This is a genomic window from Deltaproteobacteria bacterium, from assembly GCA_026129095.1.
In the GTDB taxonomy this organism is placed as follows: Bacteria; JAGRBM01; JAGRBM01; order JAGRBM01; family JAHCIT01; genus JAHCIT01.
In genome coordinates this window covers 150,674-169,396 of the sequence record JAHCIT010000001.1, presented here as the reverse complement: position 1 = coordinate 169,396, position 18,723 = coordinate 150,674, and the positions used below count along the sequence as shown (strand labels likewise).

Genomic DNA, 18,723 nt, shown 5'->3' with positions numbered 1-18,723 from the left:
TTCTCGCCTTCCCCTCGCATGTGGCTTGATGGTCTGTTTTCAAGCCGTCATCCGCACTTCGTGGAGCAAGGTAGAGCAACTCACGGGCCAAAACGTGGACAAAACCGGTATCGGCATTGTGGTCGCTGACAAACATCAAGGATTTTCAGTGAGTTAGAAGGTAAAACGGGAACCCTTTTCGACAGAAGAGAGCATCTTGGACCTGTGGTGCAACACCCAGTTTGGTGAAAATCGCGGGAGATTTCCCGCTGGGGGTGGGGAACTTTCCACAGGGCCTAGACCACAGGGAGCGTGAGAATGAAGGTCGTTCCCTGTCCGGGCCGGGTCTGGCACTCAATATCGCCCCCCTGTTCCCGGATGGTCCGGCGGGCGATGGCGAGCCCCAGTCCGGTTCCCTTGTGCTTGGTGGTGATAAATGGCTCGAAAACACGCGAGGCCAGTTCCGGGGGAATACCGGGACCGTTATCGGTTATATGCAACCGGCAGATATCACTGGCCGGTTCACAACGGATATCGATGCTTCCACCCTGGGGCATCGCCTGGGCGGCGTTCAGAAGCAGGTTGAGGAGCGCTTCACGGGCCAGTTCTGCATCGGCTTTCACTTTGAGATCGGCGAGCGCGGTGGTCATTGATACCTTGCCGAATACCGGATCCTTCGTGACGAGGCGGACAGTTTCCTGGACCAGTTCCGGCACTGGAACCGGCGCCAAGACCGGCGATCGAGGTCGTGCAAAGGTGAGCATGTCATGAACCCGGCCGTTCAGGGCCTCGATGCGGGCGATGATTTCACCGACGATCTTGCGTTCGCGGCTGTCTGGGTCGAGCCGGCTTCCGATGATCTGAATGGCGCCGGAGATCCCGGCGAGCGGGTTTTTTACCTCGTGGGCGACCACGGCTGCCATTTCCCCCAGCCGGGCGAGGCTTTCCTGCTCACGGAGCCGGTCCTGGGCCTGCTTTCGCTGGGTGATGTCCTGCCGGATCGCGACGAACTGGTATGGATGGCCGCTGCCATCCATGAACGGCACGATGGTCGTGTCCACCCAGTAAAAAGAGCCGTCTTTTGCCCGGTTCTTGATCTCGCCATGCCAGACCCTTCCGGAAAGAATCGTGCTCCAGAGATCGGCAATAAACTCCCTGGAATGGTGGCCGGAATTGATGATCCGGTGGTCTTTGCCAACCAGCTCATCCCGGCTGTATTTGGAAATGGTACAAAACTGGTCGTTGACGAAGGTAATGAGACCGCGCCGGTCGGTGATCGCCAGGATTGTGGACTGGTCCAGTGCATACTTGATGTCCTGAAGCTCGCGTGTCGACTGTGCGAGCCGCTCTGCGGCATAATCATGAGCGGCCCGTGCACGCTCAAGTTCCCGGCTGGCGACATCGGCCTTGTCAGGGCCGGCAGTGCCTTGGCTGAGAGCCGCCCCTGCTTCCTCGACTGCCCGGCGGGTGTATTTCTGGATCAACCAGTAAAGAAGACCCGCCGTGGCGCAGACAAACAGCCAGCCTTTCAGAAGCTGAACCTGCGGTGAACTATCAAAAAAACGTTTGGTAATTTCATCGGAAAGCAGGATCCAGAGGGTGCCTATTCCCAAGTACGTGAATACTGCCCGAAGTGAGGCTTTGTGCATTTGAGCCATAAACCCGAATGAACACCTTGATTGGTCCATATTAGAGTCACAGACGGAAAAATCTAGCGCATTTTCGAACCGATAGCCGCATTTCAGGGCAACGCGGCGATGGTGGTTTTTCGGATGTATGGAATACACTGAACGTCATTGGTGCTATCAGGAATTAAGGACACAAGCACGGCTGTTGTGGCCATGACCGTTGGCCCGCCATTTGCTCTATTCCTTTGGGAAGCCTGCCAAAGGCCTGAAAACGGACCAAGACGTGGAAATTCCAGCAAGCGAGCGTGAAAAAATCCCCATGCCTATAGATGGAAAGCGGGCGCTGATGATCGTTGATGACGAGATGCTCATCCGCTGGTCTCTTGGCGAGCGGCTCACCCAGGAGGGTTATCACGTATTCGAGGCGGAGGATGGCAGTTCGGCACGGCGGGTGTTCGCCATCGAAAGCGGGCGGATGGACGCGATCATCCTCGACCTCAAGCTGCCCGATACGGACGGGCTGACCTTGCTGGGAGAGTTCAAGGGGCAAAAACCGGCATGCCCGGTAATCATGATTACTGCCCACGGCAACGAGGTGACGGCGGGCCAGGCCAAGGATGCCGGCGCGTATGCCTTTTTCAACAAGCCGTTCAAGATTGACGAGATCGTAGGTCTCGTGGACGAAGCCATCCGTGCCAGCGCCGCCTGACAGGCTTAATCAACCGGCCCTGTCACCCGCTCGCCTTCCATCTGGTACAAACTGTTGATGCCGCCTTCGGTCAGCGTTTCGCTGATACGCAGGGTGCCGTAAACCGTAATGATCTGGTCGAGCAGCGAGTCCGCCCTCGACCGGTCATCCATCACCACGTAAATCCACTCGTTCGGATTGGGAATAACGCCGTAGCAGCACGCGAGCTGGTTCTTTACGAGCGCAAACCTCCTCACTCCGCGGGTGTCGAGATCAATCGGTATCATGAAGCCCTTGATGGCAATCTTCCGGCCGGAAAGCGCCATTATCTCTTTGGGGATAACGGGCTTTTCCGGAGCGAGGCTTTCCGGCTTCCGGGACATTGCTCCTCCGGCAAGCATCTCCCCCACCGGGTCCGGCGGCTGGTAATCAAAGCTGGAGAGGAATGGGAACGAGGTAACGAGATAGCCCTTCACTTCGCGTGGCGGCTCCGGCTTCTCGGCTTCCACCGAAGCGGGTGTCGTACGGGTATCTGGCTTGGAGGCCGGCGCCGCTGCGGCGAAAGGATTCTCCCACGCTACCGGGACTGGCGATTGCTCAGGTGGACGCCCTGTCTGTGGCAGAAACGACGATGCAGCGGCCAGAAGCACGATGAGCGTCAGTCCTGCCTTTATATAGACCCGCCAGCGGGAGCGCGGGCCTAAGGCTGTGGTTTCGCTGGCCATCATCCGGGAAGTGTAGCTGATAGACAACGGCCTCGGCCCCTCATCGGGCGCGCACGGGCACATCCACCAGATAAACCCCCGCCTCGCCGGGTTTCGAGCGGAAGATGATCCGTCCCCTGCCGTCGATGACAGCGGAGGTGCCATCCAGCGTGGCGCGGATCATCGGGATGCCGGTCTCGGCCGAACGCCAGGTGGCCAGCATGAGATGCTGTTCCTTTTCCGGCGTCAGGCCAAACCATTTGTCGTTGGTAAGATTGATAAAGAGGTCTATCCCGCCGCCCGGCGGAATGATGGACCGGGTGAAAACGGGCAGTATCGCCTCGTAGCAGATTGACGGAATGATCCGGCGTCCGTTCCAGTCCCAGATCACCGGGCCCGGACCCTTGTCGAACTGCGCCACACCCTGGAACAGCACGTCGGCCTTGGGCCACCAGTTGCGCAGCGGGACATACTCTCCGAACCACAGGAGCCGCCGCTTGTCATAATGCTGCACCTTCACGCGGCCATCCGGTCCCGGCTCGATCAGGAAGGCACGGTTGGTCAGCCGCTGGCCCTCGACGCCAACACCACTGGCGATCATCGGGACACCGGTCTTCTGGATGATGCCCGACAGGGTGCGGGTCATCCGCGCTCCCCACATGCGGTCAGCCGGCGCATTCTGTCCCTCGATCAGGAACGGGAAGGGCAGGGTGCTTTCGGAAAAAACCACCAGTTCGGCGCCGTCATCGACGGCGCTCTGGTACATCTCCACGATCTTGTCGAAACGGCGCTGGGTGTCGCCCGTCTTCAGTGCGTATTTGAGATCGAAGTCCGTCTGGGCAATGGCCACGCGAAGGGTCCTGGCATCCGGATCGTCCGTGCGCGGCCACGAAAGGAGGATAAGAAGCGCAAATGCCACGGCCCATCCGGCAATTCTTGGGACAGGAAACTCTGCCGTCAGCCGTCCGCGCAGCCGGAGCAGTTCGCCTGTGACAGCGCCCGCAAGGCACACGATGGCAGCCATGACCCGTACATCCGGGGGTGCTGGCCGCCAGCTGTCGAGCGTATAAAACTCGACACCCAGATAGAACGGGAAAAGCTGCGGAATGAACAGGTGAACGGCCACATAGCCAAGTGGCCATCCTTCGACGCTGGAAAGTCCCCGGCGCATCAGCAGGTGGGCCGATAATGCCGATAACGCCATGAACAGACCATGTCCGATGCCGTACAAAAGGTACACGATTGCGGCTACCGCCCATGGGAGGTTTCCGAAGATGACCACCGTGTCGATGAGCCACCAGTAGATGCAGAGCTGGCAGATCGTCCCTGACAGCCAGGCAGCCGTAAACACACGCCGCCACGGCTGGTCCGCCAGCGCCACAACGAGCAGGGCCACTTGCAGAAAGCCGGTGAATACAAGTCCCCACGGCGGTACAGCCAGCGGATACATGAGTCCGCTCGCGGCAGCAAGGGCAGCTGTCTTCTTCGGCGGTGTCCATGCGGCGATGCGGTCCAGGAGGGGTGTCGGACTCTGACTCACGGAGCTTGTCACCTCGATTCCTTCCAGAAGGAAAGCGCCCGCATGGGGCCAAGCGCCAGTGCCCGGCCCAGGCTCCGGACCGGCGCACGTCCTGGTACCGTGAGCACGGCGGCGGCATCGGCTGCACCCCACATCAGGCCGCGCATGAGAGTGCGCGCCGCAGGCTGGCCGCCGATGCCCGCCGGACGATAGCCGAACTCACGGGCAAGCACCCGTGCTTCGGATTTCAGCCGCTCCCACTCTTCGCGCAGCGGCCGCTCGACAGAATGATAAACCCGGGCCGTGGGGACAAAGGCGATCTGTCCGCCGTGTTTTAGTACCTGGTGTGCCCACTGGAGGTCTTCGGCCAGTTCGGTCTCCGGAAACGGCATGAAGCCATCGCGCCGGACCATCGAAGCTGCGTTATGGAAATCGCACAGATCCAGGAGGGCCCCGGCCGGGGTGCGGTCAAGATCAGCCCCGGAGGCCCGGCGGGCTTCTCGTCGCCCGGCGCGCGACCGCCGGATACGAAGCTGGTCCAGGCGGGATGCTCCAGGTGCCGGTATCTGCCGTGCGTAGCTGCCCATGACCCTGGGCGAGAGATCGAAAGGACGCGCCAGTTCGGCGAGGGTTTCGGGGCCGGCCGGGACCGCATCCTGGGAAAAAAAGGCAACGAGCGGCGACGTGGACAGTTCGACCAGGTCATTTCGTGTCAAGCCATGATTGAACAGTGCCCGGGGCCGCTGGATGATGCGAAAGCGTCCGCGTTCCAGAATGTCCCGTGTCCGGTCAATGGAACCGGAGTCGATGGCGATCCGCTCGGTGATTTCAACCCCCTGCTGGGCATCGAGGGCATGAATCAGTGCGGGGAGTGTATCCGCGCCGTCGAGCGTCGGGACCACAACCGATATCCGGAACGGTTCTTTCACGATCTCCTCCGCGCCGAGACCAGCTCTTCATACAGGCCGAGAGTCCAGCGGGCATCGTCCATAATGGATTTGACCGGTGGTGCGGATCTGGCAAGGCGGTCCACAAGCGGCCGGTCCACGGCCAGATGTACCAGCCGTCCGGCCAGTGCCGTGGCATCCCCGGCCGGAAACCGCAAGGTTTCATCCGTAACCAGTTCCCGCATTCCGCCCAGGTCCGACACGACCGCAGGTACCCCGCGCTGCCAGGCTTCGTGTATCGTGAGCGGGGAGTTCTCCCACCACAGGCTGGGAACCACCAGCACGTCTAGCGACCGGTAGGCTGCATCCCGCCCGGCGTCATCGAAAGGACCTGCCCATTCGACCGGGAGCCCCCTCGCCAGGCTGTCCAGCATCCGGACATAGGAAGGGAAATGGCTGCGGTTTCCGAAGATCCGGAGTGCAACAGGGCTCCGGGTACGGCCGAACAGGTTGCGGAATGCCTCGATGAGCACATGCGCGCCTTTGTGGGGAGCGAGGGTGCCGGCGAATCCGATGGTGAATGGTCCGCCACGGGAATGTGCCACGGTCTCGCGGGGAGACTGGAACCCGTAGTCAGAATAGATGATGCGGGATTCCGGAAGACCCCAGCGGATCATTTCATCGCGCAGGAAACGGGATGGCGCGATGAACCGGTCGATACCGGCCGCTGCTTCGGTCAATGCTGTACGCCGTAAAGCAAGGTCCGAACGTACGGCTTCCGGATTGTACTTGGGAGGAAGCCCGGCGGGTGGTCCCATCCGGGTGACGGCGGCGCGTATCAGGCGGCGTACCGAACCACCGCCAGCGAGGGATGCAGCCTCGACGGGTATTGGGGCAAGGCTCTCCCACCGCTCGGCCAGCCGTCCGGGAGCGGAAATGTCCGCATATTCCCCGGCAATACAGCGGGCGCATTTTTGGGGATCAATCTGCCCGCACAGGCCACCGGAAGCATCCATGCGGAGTCCCCCTCGTGGGCAGGAGAGCCAGTAATCATGCAGGTGCATTACCCGTGCCGCATCTGGCGGAATGATTCCCACGATACCGGCCGACAGGTGCATCAGATGATGGATATGCACCACATCAGGCCTGAATACCTCGATTCGTGTTGCGACATGCCTCTCGATGAACCGGTCGCTAAAACTGTCCGAGAACCGGATGTGATCCTGGGGCTGGTTGATCTCGTACACTTCCATGCCATCAAGTTCGTACCGCCGCACGGCATAGGGCGCTTCATGCGGCCGGGTATCGGTTGAGATGACGCTGACAGCAATGTCCGGGGACTCCGCACGGAGTGCCGTCGCCAGATGCAGCGCATAGGTCTCCGACCCGGCCCGGTGAGCTGGGGGAAAGTTGTGAATGATGGCAAGTATCCGCATCCGCGGCTATCCGGTCAGGGGCCCAGCATCCGCCGGAGTTCACGCAGTCCGTCGGAATAGAGTGTATGGCCTTCTTCCAGCAGGATGAGGCCGTCCAGCACGCGGCGCACCGGCTCCCGTGGCAGCAGGCGGACAAGCTCTTCCATGCTGCGGCCTCTCGTCTCGTATCCGCGTACAGGCTGTCTCCACCAGCCGATCATGGTTTGTGTCCGGTATGCTTCCAGGAGTTTCGGGAGTGCCCGGAGGTCGCCCGCTTCCAGCGCGCCAAACCGGTCGCCACGGGCATGGAACAGCAGCACAGCCAGCCGGTTCTGCTTTATTACCCAGTAAGCGAGATCCGGACTGCCTCCGCAACTGTCCAGGAGTTTCACGCTCCGGCCCGCCAGATACCTCTGCCGGAAAAGCCGCTCGGCGATGCCGCTTGTCTCAGTCACGGCGCGCACGGCAACGGCGCACAGGTTGTCGCCAGACAGCTTCATGTCGGTAACGGTACGGAACTCGTGATCGAACAGGAGCTGGGCGGCTGCCAGTTCACCTGGACCAATCCAGCGGCTGAAATAGCCGGCAAGGGCGCGAGAGAGTTTTGGCTGGGCGATCTGGGGCTGACGGTAACTTTCCAGTTCGTCGAATATCTGGCGAACCTCGGCCTGTGCGACTGCTTCCGATTCCGCCGGGAAATGCCCGGCAAGCACATCCGACCGGCCCGTAAGGGCTGCCTCGCCGATGCAGAGCGTTGCATCGCCTCTGGCAGCCACTTTGCGAATGACCAGCCGGAACCTCCGTCCGGAAACCGGCACGAACTTCGCTTCTGATACAGTCTCGCCGGGAATAAACTGGATGAGGCGTGCCTCGTTCTGATCATTCACCATCTCAATTTCGGCCACCTTTGGACCGCCGGTTCCGGAGAAAGTCTCCGGGTAGGTAAGTGTGAGTCCGTTCAGGCTGACCGGATGGAGGAACTCGATCCCGATCTCCTCGCCGATGCCCAACGCCCGGCGCCCGGCGCACCAGCCCAGTTCAGGATCGCCGTCGAAGAGCCGCCAGGCGGCGTAGCCATCCGGCCCCCAGGCGGGGTCGGGAAGAACACTCGTAGCGGTGACGGAGCGGAAGATCGTCGCCGGATCGAGCCGGCGGGCATCCTTGAGATCCGGGACATCGGTAGGCGCCATCATCCGCCGTACCGGTTCGAGACGTGCCGCCTGTGCATCCATTGGCGGCGGTGCAGGTGCGGTGCGTTCACCGCAAGCGGCGAGCATGAAAACCATGAGCATGGCCGCACACGGCGTATTCCATTTGCGTTGTGACCGTGAAAGCATCCAGATTCACTAGCATACCCGATGACCTGTTAAGGAGTGACGCCCATGACTGAATCTCCCGGCTGGCGGCGTTTCAGGCTCGGACTGCTTGGCGCATGGGGGGCGGAACTCGCGCCGGAATCCGGGGCGCCAGTCGTGGTTTTCCATCATGGGGCGGGCGGCCAGGCGGCCAGTTACCGGCAGGTGATCGGGCAGATGAGCGCCGGAACAGACGGCAGGCTTTCGGCGCTGGCGGTGAACCAGCCGGGTCACGGCAGCGAGCCGGGCAGCCTGCCGACCAGCATCATTGAGATGGCCGAAAATCTGGAACTGGCGCTTTCCGTACTTGCCCGGCCGGTAATTCTGGTGGGGCATTCGATGGGCGGGGCGGTGGCGATTGAGACGGCGCTCCGGGGGAAAGCGCCCCTGGCGGGTCTTGTGCTCTACTCAACGGGGGCACGCCTCAGGGTCAGTCCGCAGATATTCACTGATTTGCGGGATAACTACCACACCGTCAGCCGCGAGTCGGCGCGGTTTTCCTTTGGTCCGGGCGTTACGGAGGCGATTCTGGATCACTACCTCGCCCTGCCTCGCCACCCGGACAACCGTCCGGCACTTTCGGATTTTGCGGCGGCTGACCGGTTCGACCGGATGGAAGCCGTAAAGGATATCGGGGTCCCGGCGCTTGTTATTGGCGGAAGCCATGACCGTCTCACCCCGCCCAAATACCAGCAGTATCTGGCGGAGAGGATTCCGGTCGCGGAACGGGTTATCCTTGAAGGGGCCGGTCACCAGGGACATCTGGAAATGGCGGCGGAGTTTGTCCGTGCCGTTGTCCGTTTTGCGCAGCGAAACGGCACGCGATGGAACCCGGACTGAGGGGGGAACTGGCATGGTAAAACGGAACTTCCGGATCCGGTCGCACAAGCGGGCGCCGGTGAACGTGCCTGTGATGATCATTCGCGGCGGAGCCGCCAGCGAGGCAGTGATGCGCGAGCTTTCGCGGGGCGGTGCACTCATCGAATCGGACGAACGGCTTGATCCTGCCGAGCCGGTTGTATTGGGGTTCCGGCTCAAGGCCATACCCGAAGTGATCGAGGTTCCGGTGGAAGTTGTCTATACGCGAAGCCCTGTCGAGGATGGCCGGATCAAGAAACGGTTTGGTTACGGGGTTAAGTTCGGGGAGATGAGCGAGGAGATGGCTGCCCGGATCGATTCCTATGTGAAGACCGAGCGGCTCTTCGGCGATCTTGCTGCGGCACTTACCGAGGCACGGGCACGCCGCGAACGCGAGTAGCCCTAGGATCTTCCGGCCATGACTGTTTCGGCATCGCCCCATCCGTAGACGACGTGGAGAAACTGCGCGAGGATCTTTCCCGTCGCACCCCAGATATTTTCTCCTGCCACCCGGAACTGATGCACCGGATAGGGCCGGCCCTTCCAGACGTGCTCGCGGTGCAGGGTATAGATGCCGGGGTCGAGAAGTTCCTCCACGGCGATGTCGAACACACTGCCGACTTCACCTTCCGACATCTGAAACTCCACGGGCCACGGAATCTCGCCCACGAACGGCTGCACGCGGTAATTTGTAACGGTCGAGATCGGATCCAGTGCGCCCAGCACCACAACCTTTCCGCTGTCAATGCCCAGCTCTTCGCGGGTTTCCCTTAAGGCGGCTTCCACCGGGCCCCGGTCGCCGGGATCCTGGCGGCCCCCAGGAAAGCTCACCTCGCCGGCATGCTTGGCAAGCCCCCGCGCCCGGCGGGTGAACAGAATCCGGGTGCGGCCATCAAGGTCAAATACCGGAATAAGCACAGAAGCGGGAATCAGGATGGGGTCGTCGAGGGTTTGCGGCGCCCGGCTTTCCAGCCGGGTCCGGATAATGTCGATGTGGGGAGAACCTGTCATTGGCTGCGGCGGCATCCCGGCGGTGGTTCCATGCATGGTTGACCAGCCGTGGACCCGGCGGACTCCTGTTGGCTAGGGTGCGTCGGTGGCCCTGTTCCGTCAAGGGCGGCCACGGCCGGTCCGGGCGCCCGTAGCTCAACTGGATAGAGCAACGGCCTTCTAAGCCGTAGGTTGTGGGTTCGAGTCCCGCCGGGCGCGCCAGTTTTTCCCTGCGGCAGCTGGCGACGGGTTTCCAGTCCCTTATCTGGGCCCGATTTCCCCTGCAGCGAGCCGCTTGTACAGCGCGGCGTCAATCGGAACATATTTCTCGCCGTCCAGGTAGTAGAGCGGGTCTTTCACCTTCGCGGGGTCATAACCCTCGTCCCGGTAGTCCACCTTCTGGTGCTTGAAGGTGCTGGTGATCCGCATGTCGTGCTGGATGCGGATGAACCACGGACGCTGGAAGTTGGGAAGCTGGCTGTTCACATACTGGGCGAAGGCTCCCAGATCGAACTCGCCGTTCACGTTCAGGCTCGCCATGCCGGCACGGCCATCGGTACCTGGCACCTGAACACCATAGACATTCGATTCCAGGACGCCACGGGCGCCATTCAGGATTTCGGCGACTTCGTTGGTGGACACGTTCTCGCCCTTCCACCGGAAAGTATCGCCCACGCGGTCGGCAAACGAAACCCATTTGCCCTCATGCAGTTCCACCAGGTCTCCGGTGTTGAAATACATGTCGCCCTTTTTCAGGACGTCGCGCAGGATCTTCTTTTCGGTGGCCTGCTTGTCAACGTAGCCGTCGAATTTCATCACGGCATTGATGCCGGCAACAAGGAGCCCCTTGTTGCCCGGACCCACGGGGGTGCACATCCCCTTTTCGTTCCGAATTACTTCACCGGTTGCCTGGTCGCACTTCAGCACGACCTGGCCTGGCCGGAGCCGTCCGATCATGCCGGGGCGGCCCTCGAAGTTGACGAGCGGGGCATTGCCTTCGGTGGCGCCATAAAATTCACGGATGAGCGGAATCCCGAACCGGTTCTGGAACTTCTCCCAGATGTCAGGCCGGAGGCCATTACCCATGCAGAGACGGAGCCGGTGGTTCCGCTCGCCTTCCTGCGGGGGCATATTCAGAAGATACCGGCACAGCTCGCCGATATAGACGAAAACGGTCGCGTCAAAGTCGCGGACATCTTTCCAGAAGTTCGAGGCTGAAAACTTCCGGCGTAGCGCCATGGTAGCGCCGGTCGTGAGCGATGTACCCCAGCCGGCGAACATGCCGGTCGAATGGTACATCGGCAGGGTCATGTAGATCACATCGGAGGGAGTCGCCTCCGCCATGCCGCGGCCGAACAGCGTGGACGCGACGATCCAGCGCTGATTGGTGATGACTGCTGCCTTGGGAAGTCCCGTGGTTCCGGATGTATAGATATAGCACATGGGCTCGGCAGTCTTGGGAGGGTTCAGGTTGAGCGGACGGCTGCGCGAGCATCGTTCGACCTCCTCGTTTATGATGGTCAGGCCATCTGTATCGGCCCGCCCGCCGCCCTCGTCCATCTGGACCCAGAAATTGCGGTCTTTCGATACTCCCTCCAGGTCCGGGAGCACATCAAGTGTGGCGCGGAGGTGCTCCGAACCCACGATCACCGCCTTGGGCTTGGAGATGTTGATGGCGTGCGTGAGCGCCTTGCCGGTCAGGTTGTGATTGATGAGCGCACCGATGGCGCGAATCTTGTTCAGGCCGGAGATAATGAAAAGGAATTCGGGCCGGTTGTCCATGACCAGGGCCACCGCATCTCCACGGCCGATGCCATACTTGGTGAAGTAGTCGGCATACTGGTTCGCCTGCTCGTTCACCTCGCGCCAGGTGTAGCGCTTCTGCTCATAGGCAATGGCCAGATGGTGGGGAATATCCTTCGCGTAACCCTCAAGCAGGCGTGCCGAGTTCCAGCTTCCCTGAGGAAGAAGCTGGGGCAGGCGGGATGCCACGCGGAGCGTCCCCTGAAGATCCTGGACTGTCGAACGAAGGTTATCCATGAAACCCATAGCTGCTGTTACTCCCGTGAGGATGTTCTGGGCGGTGATCGCCGGAGTGAATGTGGTAATCCGCCGCTCCGGCCATGCACCGAGGGGCCATTTCGGCCCAAAAAGGCAGCCGGGTCAAGACGCTGGTCCCGATTCCGGAGGATCTTCAAAACCGGGACGTCCGGCCTTGCGGCGGGCCGCCCATACCGGCCACCCTTTGGCCCGTGATCTCGACACCGATACGAACCGACAAGCCGTGGGGGTATGAACTCCTGTGGGCGAGCACGGCCCGTTACGCCGGCAAGATACTTCATGTAAACCGTGGGGAGGCACTCTCTCTTCAGCACCACCGCAAGAAGGAAGAGACGCAGTATGTCCTCTCTGGCCGTCTGCGTGTTGAACTTGGGGAACCTGGCGACGGACCGCTGAAAACCTTCGAAATGGGACCAGGGGAGTGTCTGCATCTCGCTCCGGGCACCCGCCACCGGCTGACGGCCATAGAGGATACCGACGTTCTGGAGGTTTCCACCCCTGAACTGGATGATGTTGTCCGGCACGAAGACCGGTACGGCCGTGCCGGGACCAGCAGGCCCTGACGGTTTCAAATCCCTGACCGATGCTCTAGTTTTACGTTCACTGTGGCCAAGAAGTTCAAGAACCGGATCGGCGGCGAGTGGCGGTCTTCGCCAGATATCTACCGTGTCCGCAGTCCCTATTCAGACCGACTGGTAGGCCATGCGCCGCTGGCGACGGCAGACGATGTGGAAGCGGCCCTGGCGGCGGCAGCCGCATCGTTCCGCGAGACGCGGAACCTTCCCAGCCATCGCCGGGCAGATATCCTCGCCCACGTTGCCGCCGGAATCAGCGAGCGGGCCGACGAGCTTTCCGAAATGATCATGCTGGAGGCGGGAAAACCGGTCCTGTTTGCCCGCGCCGAGGTCCAGCGGGCTGTCACAACGTTCATCCTCGCGGCCGAGGAAGCCAAGCGGATGGGCGGCGAAGTCATTCCTGTCGATATCGAGCCGCGTGCCGAGGGATTTACATGCCTGACGAGCCGTTACCCCCGGGGGCCGATGACCGCCATCACGCCGTTCAACTTTCCCCTGAATCTGGTTGCGCACAAGGTGGCCCCGGCCATTGCCACCGGGACGCCCATCATCCTGAAACCTGCCCGGCAGACGCCGCTAACGGCCTACCTGCTGGCGGAGATCATCGAACAGACGTCGTGGCCCGCAGGCGCGCTCAGCGTGGTCTATTGCACCGATGATCTGGCTGAAAAGCTGGTGACCGATGAACGCATACGGACGCTTTCGTTTACGGGGTCCGACCGGGTCGGCTGGAAGCTCAAGAATCTCGCCGGGAAAAAACGGTCGCTGCTGGAACTGGGCGGAGATGCGGCTGCTATCGTAGCGGCAGATGCCGACCTCGACTGGGCCGCCTCCAGGTGCGCGCAGGGAGCGTTCGCCTATGCTGGCCAGATATGCATTTCCATCCAGCGCCTGTTCGTCGATGAAAAGGTATACGACGCATTTCTTTCCAGGCTTGTTGAGGCGACGCAGAAACTGCCCGTCGGCGACCCGGCTGACCCGGCCACCATCGTGGGGCCGCTGATCAGCGAGGAGTCAGCCAAACGGGTGGAGGCCTGGGTGGATGAGGCCCGGCATGCGGGCGCGCGCCTCCATCATGGCGGAACACGGAACGGAAAGCTGTACCAGCCCACCATCATGGACCAGATGCCTGCAGGCATACGGCTTTCCTGCGACGAGGTGTTCGGTCCGGTTGTCTGGATGGAACCGTACAGTGATTTCGAGAAGGTCCTGACGCGGGTAAACGAATCGCGCTTCGGCCTTCAGGCATCGCTGTTTACCCGGGACATCGGGCGCATCCTACGCGCATGGAGGGAACTGGACGTCGGGGGCGTGGTCATTAACGAGTTCCCGATGATGCGCGTGGACAACTTCCCCTATGGCGGCGTGAAGGACTCGGGCGAGGGGAGAGAAGGTGTGCGTGCGGCGATGGACGAGCTGACCGAGACCCGGGTGCTGCTTCTGAAGGCGCCATGAGCCAGCCGCCGTCCATGCTCGATTCAGACTTCCGCTTTTCGTGGCATGTTCCGGGGTTGCTCGCCGGTTCGGGAGGCCCTTATCCGGGCGGCGTCGCCGGTTCATGGCACCAGTTCTGGATATCCCGGGGAATCCGTCATGTGGTGAACCTGACCGAAGGAGCCCATCATCCGCCGCTGCCGCTTTCCGAATGGCATTTCCCAACAAGTGACATGTGGGCGCCCGCACTGGATCATATCGTTCGCATACATAATCTCGTTCTGGAAGCCCAGGCGAAGGATGAACCGGTGGTGGTTCACTGCTGGGCCGGCGTCGGCCGGACCGGAACGGTTCTGGCCTGCCTGCACCAGTCGCTCGAAGGCCGGACACTTACCGAATCCATGGAACTGGTCCATTCACACCGGCGCGGGCCCCAGACCCGTGACCAGAGCAACCTGATCCGGGCATGGGAAGAGAAACTCCCGTCTCTTGGGCTCCAGCGTTTGCGGGGAGCAGTGCGGTAGCGGCAGGTTGCCCCGCTCCGGCCGGTCCGGTCACCCTTGCCAGGACAAGGAGTCGCAGACGCATGCGGATCACGAAAGTCTATACGCGGACAGGCGATGGCGGGGACACGGGGCTCGGAACCGGCAGGCGGGTTCCGAAGGATTCGCTCCGTATCGCCGCCTACGGGACAGTGGATGAGCTTAATTCGGTGATCGGGCTGGCTATTGCGCTTGATGTGGCCGGGGATCTGAAAAAGCCGCTTGCCCGCATCCAGCACGAACTGTTCAACCTGGGCTCGGACCTCTGTATCCCTGAAGAGGACAAGGCCGCCTGGGCCGCCGATCCGGCCAAAAAGGACTGGAAAATCCCACGTATCGAATCCCGTCACGTGGATGCACTGGAAGAACTCATGGACCGGCTGAGTGAAGGGCTTAAGCCACTCGAAAACTTCATCCTCCCCGGTGGAACGGCTGCCGCAAGCCAGCTTCATGTGGCCCGATGTGTCTGCCGTCGTGCGGAGCGTGAGGCTATTTCACTCTCGCGTGTGGAACGTATCGGGCCGTTTGTGGTGAAATACCTGAACCGGCTGTCAGACGCGCTGTTTGTTCTGGCCCGCTATGAAAATTCCAGGAAGGGAACGGGAGATGTTCTTTGGGACGAGTCGGTATGAGGCGGTCACTGTCCCGAGTTGTAAACGATACTCTTGAGCATGCCGCCGGCGGCGGAGAGATCCTCGGCCCCGTCTACCGGAACGAAGACTATTGACGGAGGCCCCGCGCCGGGAGCGGCATTTTTCAGGACCGCATCAAGGACGGGGCGGAACTCCTCCGGCGGGATCCGTTCACGTGTGTTCCAGTCCCGCACCTGGAGTTTCAGCATGATCCGTGACTGGTCACCAACGCGCCGGTAGAGGCCCGCCGTCATGCGGCCCAGCAGGTCGGCCGTTTTAGGCCCATCCAGGGAGAGCTCACTGGCCATCTGCCGGTGGTAGGCCATGATGGCATAGTAGTCGAAGGGGCCTTCTTCGGCCCGCTCGATCGACTGGGAAACCCAGGCAAGTGCATTCCGGGGAGAGGTTGCGGCCTCGTAAAAGAAATTAAGCGCGATTCGTGCATCTGGCCGCTCACGACGGACCGTTGCCGAAAGCATGGACGCAATCGCCAGGATGCGCCGGTTTTTCCAGTCCACCCATTGCCAGAACCCGGGCGTGTACTCGCGCACGTAGTGTCGGCCATTACCTGCCCCGTAGATTCCGCGATAAAGCTGGTCGGGAGCGAGTTTCGCACCGAAATCGGTTTCGTACCGCTCGCGGGACGACGCACCAAATCCGGTGGTGTGCCGGGAGACAAGGTCATCCTGGAACAGGATGCCGTCAATGGGATTTTTCGCAAGGTCACGGAAAAGGGCTACGAGATAACGTTCGGATGCCGGATTCCAGATATCGAGCCCCTTGTCGCGAACATACTCGCGGCTGGCAAGATCAAATATCCGGTCGTACCGGGAGTCGTCCGGGCTGAACCCGTAATCGGCATAGCGTGTTGTCATCCACGCATAAATCTTGAGACCGTTCCGGTGTGCCAGCTTGCAGTAGAGAGGGAGCAGGTCGGTGACTACCGGAGCATGGCGGGTCTGGAAATAGACACCGGTCCGGCCGTCGCGCCATTTCTCCGGAACCAGGCCGTGGTAGCGGTCACCCGCGTTGTGAAACACGCGCACCAGAATCGTGTTCAGGCCTGCCGCGGCCAGTCCGGAGAACATCCGGTCCACCTCGTCCGGGTGGCTGGCGCCAACGACGAGAACCTGCGCACCTATCAGCGGCTCAATCTGTCTTGAGGAATGGGCTTTTTCAGCCGTGGCTGCTTCCATGGCGCGCTCGATATTTCCGAGCTTGAACCGCGCACGGGGGGCCAGTGGATGATCGGGAAAGTTCAGGAGAAATGCCGAAAAGAGATCGCGTGCCGGCTCGGTGCGTCCCTTCGCTGCCTCGACCTCGGCCAGTCCGAGAAGTGCCTCGACGACACGGGGACTTTCCGGGAAGCTGTCACGGATCCACAGGAAAAGCCGTTCGGCGCGGGCGTAGTCGCGGGCCTTGAGGTGCTGGAATGCCTGTGCAGCCACCTGATCAGGGTCAATGCCGCTGCCGCCGGCGCTTGCTGTCGTTTGCCCAGAGACAGTAGCTGCCGCGAGCAGCAGGCAGAGGCCAGCCAGGGGAAATATCCGCCAGGCGCCTGAACGGCCAAAAAAGGATACCATGCAGTGCCGCCCGCCGGACGTCTCTGTCCGGATTCAAACCCCTCACCGTGAACTCGCAAGTATACCGGTTCCGGGCGGTCAGGTCAGCAGGCTTTCAGTCTTCCAGACTGCTGACGTCACCAGGATCCTGGCCAAGCTCCCGGGCTTTCAGCACACGGCGCATGATCTTGCCGGACCGGGTCTTGGGAAGCGACGTTACGATCTCGATATCCCGCGGAACCGCATGGGAGGCGAGCGTTTTCCGGACGAACTCGGCGATATCCTTCTTCAGCTGGTCGCTCGGCTGGAATCCGGCCCGAAGCGCCACGAACGCCTTGATGATGTCTCCCCGGATGCCTTCGGGGTCCGGCCGGCCGATGACGCCTGCCTCGGCTACAGCCGGGTGCTCCACGAGCGCGGATTCCACCTCGAACGGCCCCACGCGGTGGCCGCTCGTCTTGATAACGTCGTCGGCACGGCCGACAAACCAGAAATATCCGTCCTGGTCCATCATCGCCGTATCACCGGAGAAGTACCAGCCCTTGATGCGGAAATATTCGTCAAACTTGGGCTTGTTCTTCCAGATTTCCCGCATCATCGACGGCCACGGTGGCCGCAGGGCGAGAAATCCCTCCTTGCCGGGCGGCAGTTCGTTGCCATCGCCGTCGATAATCGCCGCATGGACTCCCGGCATGGGCTTTCCCATCGATCCTGGTTTCACCGCAGTGCAGGGGAAGTTCACGATCATCATCGCGCCCGTCTCGGTCATCCACCAGGTGTCATGGATTGGCAGGCCATACACCTTCATGCCCCAGCGGACCACTTCGGCATTCAGCGGTTCGCCGACCGACAGTATGTGCCGGAGCTCGCGGAACTTGTGCTGCTTCACGAGCGCATCGCCCGCTTTCATTAGCATCCGGAGCGCCGTCGGCGCCGTGTACCAGATGGTGACGCCAAGCTGGTCGATCACCGAATACCAGTTCTCGGCCGCAAACCGGCCCTCGTAGACCACTTGCGAGGCGCCGTTGAGCCACGGCGCGAAAATACCGTAGCTGGTGCCCGTCACCCAGCCTGGATCGGCGGTGCACCAGTAAACATCCTCCTCCCGCAGGTCGAGCACCCAGCGGCCGGTTGCAAGATGCCCATACATTGCCTTGTGGACATGGACGATCCCCTTGGGCTTGCCTGTGGTTCCGGACGTATAGTGCATCAGCATCGGGGCTTCCCAGTCCAGTTCACGGACCCGGAACTCGTCGGAACACTTGTCCAGCTCATCGTTGAGCTTGAGATTCCCCGCGCCTGACGGGGCGTTGTCGCCAACGAACACCACATGCCTGAGGTCTTTCAGCTCGTTTCGTACGGACTCCACCTTCTTGTAGAGTTCTGGCGTGGTTACGAGCATGACCGCGCCCGAATCCTGCAGGCGGTCGCGGACCGCCTCCGGACCGAAGGCCGCAAACAGGGGGCCCGCGATGGCACCCACCTTGAAGGATCCGAGGATGCCGTAATACAGCGTGGGAATCCGGGGAAGAAAGAAGAATACCCGGTCGCCCTGTTTCACTCCGAGGTTGTGCAGGAGATTGGCGAAACGGTTGGACAGCTTTCGCATGTCGTTAAAGGTGAACAGCTTGATGTCAAAGTGGGGAGCATCACCACCCACCCAGTACATCGCCACCTTGTTGCGTCGCCCGGTGTCGCAGTGCCGGTCAATACACTCGTAGGCCATGTTAACGCGATCGCCGGCAAATCCGTTGAACTCGCTCCGCAGGTTTTCCCAGTTGAACTCCCGGCGCATCCGTTCGTAATCGGTCAGGTTGCACCGTACCGGCATCTTCTTGATCAGTTCCTGTTCGGTGTTTGTGGCGTCGGCCATGGCGTCAGTTTGCCCCCTCGG

The 18,723-nt window shown here is 61.4% G+C and carries 17 protein-coding genes and 1 tRNA gene; 8 read left to right on the top strand and 10 right to left on the bottom strand.

Annotated features, from left to right (window positions below; genetic code table 11):
• Positions 1-275: 275 nt before the first annotated feature.
• Positions 276-1,628: a PAS domain S-box protein gene (locus tag KIT79_00735; GenBank protein ID MCW5827816.1), complete on the bottom strand. Its 1,353-nt coding sequence runs from the start codon at positions 1,626-1,628 to the stop codon at positions 276-278.
• Between the two features lie 262 nt (positions 1,629-1,890).
• Between KIT79_00735 and KIT79_00730 the strand changes: the two genes are divergently transcribed.
• Positions 1,891-2,316: a response regulator gene (locus KIT79_00730; protein ID MCW5827815.1), complete on the top strand. Its 426-nt coding sequence runs from the start codon at positions 1,891-1,893 to the stop codon at positions 2,314-2,316.
• Between the two features lie 5 nt (positions 2,317-2,321).
• Here KIT79_00730 and KIT79_00725 read toward each other — a convergent pair whose 3' ends face one another.
• Genes KIT79_00725 through KIT79_00705 form a run of 5 tightly spaced genes read right to left on the bottom strand, consistent with a single transcriptional unit; the run spans position 2,322 to position 8,112 of the window.
• Positions 2,322-3,023, bottom strand: coding sequence for a DUF3299 domain-containing protein (locus KIT79_00725; protein ID MCW5827814.1), 702 nt, complete (start codon positions 3,021-3,023; stop codon positions 2,322-2,324).
• 37 nt (positions 3,024-3,060) lie between these two features.
• Positions 3,061-4,539: an apolipoprotein N-acyltransferase gene (gene lnt / locus KIT79_00720; GenBank protein MCW5827813.1), complete on the bottom strand. Its 1,479-nt coding sequence runs from the start codon at positions 4,537-4,539 to the stop codon at positions 3,061-3,063.
• An 8-nt stretch (positions 4,540-4,547) separates the two neighbouring features.
• On the bottom strand, positions 4,548-5,447 hold the full coding sequence (locus KIT79_00715; protein MCW5827812.1) for a glycosyltransferase: 900 nt from the start codon (positions 5,445-5,447) through the stop codon (positions 4,548-4,550).
• The gene (locus tag KIT79_00710) at positions 5,444-6,841 is read right to left on the bottom strand and encodes a glycosyltransferase (protein ID MCW5827811.1); all 1,398 of its coding nucleotides are present in this window, start codon (positions 6,839-6,841) and stop codon (positions 5,444-5,446) included. Before KIT79_00710 ends, KIT79_00715 begins: the two co-directional genes overlap by 4 nt.
• A gap of 14 nt (positions 6,842-6,855) precedes the next feature.
• Complete coding sequence (locus KIT79_00705; protein MCW5827810.1) at positions 6,856-8,112, bottom strand: hypothetical protein; 1,257 nt, start codon at positions 8,110-8,112, stop codon at positions 6,856-6,858.
• Positions 8,113-8,202: 90 nt separating this feature from the next.
• Here KIT79_00705 and KIT79_00700 point away from each other — a divergent pair, with 90 nt between their 5' ends.
• Both KIT79_00700 and KIT79_00695 read left to right on the top strand, forming a co-directional pair.
• The gene (locus KIT79_00700) at positions 8,203-9,015 is read left to right on the top strand and encodes an alpha/beta hydrolase (protein ID MCW5827809.1); all 813 of its coding nucleotides are present in this window, start codon (positions 8,203-8,205) and stop codon (positions 9,013-9,015) included.
• Between the two features lie 13 nt (positions 9,016-9,028).
• Positions 9,029-9,433 carry a PilZ domain-containing protein gene (locus KIT79_00695; protein MCW5827808.1) on the top strand — a complete coding sequence of 135 codons (405 nt, stop codon included), beginning with the start codon at positions 9,029-9,031 and terminating at the stop codon, positions 9,431-9,433.
• A gap of 2 nt (positions 9,434-9,435) precedes the next feature.
• On the opposite strand, the gene KIT79_00690 is transcribed toward KIT79_00695, so the two are convergent.
• Entirely contained in the window at positions 9,436-10,059 is a 624-nt protein-coding gene (locus KIT79_00690) for a CoA pyrophosphatase (protein MCW5827807.1), read from the bottom strand.
• A 109-nt stretch (positions 10,060-10,168) separates the two neighbouring features.
• Here KIT79_00690 and KIT79_00685 point away from each other — a divergent pair.
• A tRNA-Arg gene (locus KIT79_00685) sits at positions 10,169-10,245 on the top strand.
• A gap of 39 nt (positions 10,246-10,284) precedes the next feature.
• On the opposite strand, the gene KIT79_00680 is transcribed toward KIT79_00685, so the two are convergent.
• Positions 10,285-12,063 carry a long-chain-acyl-CoA synthetase gene (locus KIT79_00680; GenBank protein ID MCW5827806.1) on the bottom strand — a complete coding sequence of 593 codons (1,779 nt, stop codon included), beginning with the start codon at positions 12,061-12,063 and terminating at the stop codon, positions 10,285-10,287.
• Between the two features lie 215 nt (positions 12,064-12,278).
• On the opposite strand from KIT79_00680, the gene KIT79_00675 reads away from it, so the two are divergent.
• From KIT79_00675 to KIT79_00660, 4 genes are all read left to right on the top strand, one after another.
• Positions 12,279-12,647 carry a cupin domain-containing protein gene (locus tag KIT79_00675; protein MCW5827805.1) on the top strand — a complete coding sequence of 123 codons (369 nt, stop codon included), beginning with the start codon at positions 12,279-12,281 and terminating at the stop codon, positions 12,645-12,647.
• Between the two features lie 66 nt (positions 12,648-12,713).
• Positions 12,714-14,114, top strand: coding sequence for an aldehyde dehydrogenase family protein (locus KIT79_00670; GenBank protein ID MCW5827804.1), 1,401 nt, complete (start codon positions 12,714-12,716; stop codon positions 14,112-14,114).
• Entirely contained in the window at positions 14,111-14,617 is a 507-nt protein-coding gene (locus KIT79_00665) for a dual specificity protein phosphatase family protein (GenBank protein ID MCW5827803.1), read from the top strand. Before KIT79_00670 ends, KIT79_00665 begins: the two co-directional genes overlap by 4 nt.
• A 62-nt stretch (positions 14,618-14,679) precedes the next feature.
• The gene (locus tag KIT79_00660) at positions 14,680-15,267 is read left to right on the top strand and encodes a cob(I)yrinic acid a,c-diamide adenosyltransferase (protein ID MCW5827802.1); all 588 of its coding nucleotides are present in this window, start codon (positions 14,680-14,682) and stop codon (positions 15,265-15,267) included.
• Between the two features lie 5 nt (positions 15,268-15,272).
• Here KIT79_00660 and KIT79_00655 read toward each other — a convergent pair whose 3' ends face one another.
• Positions 15,273-16,850 (bottom strand): tetratricopeptide repeat protein, encoded by a 1,578-nt coding sequence (locus tag KIT79_00655; protein ID MCW5827801.1) that lies wholly within the window; start codon positions 16,848-16,850, stop codon positions 15,273-15,275.
• 94 nt (positions 16,851-16,944) lie between these two features.
• A complete protein-coding gene (acsA, locus tag KIT79_00650; protein MCW5827800.1) occupies positions 16,945-18,702 on the bottom strand; it encodes an acetate--CoA ligase in 1,758 nt (585 codons plus the stop codon).
• Positions 18,703-18,723 lie beyond the last annotated feature (21 nt).

Coding starts and splice junctions, on each gene's coding strand:
- KIT79_00695 (MCW5827808.1), top strand. CDS start 9,029: ATGGTAAAACGGAACTTCCGGATCCGGTCGCACAAGCGGGCGCCGGTG.
- KIT79_00705 (MCW5827810.1), bottom strand. CDS start 8,112: ATGCTCATGGTTTTCATGCTCGCCGCTTGCGGTGAACGCACCGCACCT.
- KIT79_00660 (MCW5827802.1), top strand. CDS start 14,680: ATGCGGATCACGAAAGTCTATACGCGGACAGGCGATGGCGGGGACACG.
- KIT79_00725 (MCW5827814.1), bottom strand. CDS start 3,023: ATGATGGCCAGCGAAACCACAGCCTTAGGCCCGCGCTCCCGCTGGCGG.
- KIT79_00735 (MCW5827816.1), bottom strand. CDS start 1,628: ATGCACAAAGCCTCACTTCGGGCAGTATTCACGTACTTGGGAATAGGC.
- KIT79_00655 (MCW5827801.1), bottom strand. CDS start 16,850: ATGGTATCCTTTTTTGGCCGTTCAGGCGCCTGGCGGATATTTCCCCTG.
- KIT79_00700 (MCW5827809.1), top strand. CDS start 8,203: ATGACTGAATCTCCCGGCTGGCGGCGTTTCAGGCTCGGACTGCTTGGC.
- KIT79_00665 (MCW5827803.1), top strand. CDS start 14,111: ATGAGCCAGCCGCCGTCCATGCTCGATTCAGACTTCCGCTTTTCGTGG.
- KIT79_00680 (MCW5827806.1), bottom strand. CDS start 12,063: ATGGATAACCTTCGTTCGACAGTCCAGGATCTTCAGGGGACGCTCCGC.
- acsA (MCW5827800.1), bottom strand. CDS start 18,702: ATGGCCGACGCCACAAACACCGAACAGGAACTGATCAAGAAGATGCCG.
- KIT79_00690 (MCW5827807.1), bottom strand. CDS start 10,059: ATGCCGCCGCAGCCAATGACAGGTTCTCCCCACATCGACATTATCCGG.
- KIT79_00710 (MCW5827811.1), bottom strand. CDS start 6,841: ATGCGGATACTTGCCATCATTCACAACTTTCCCCCAGCTCACCGGGCC.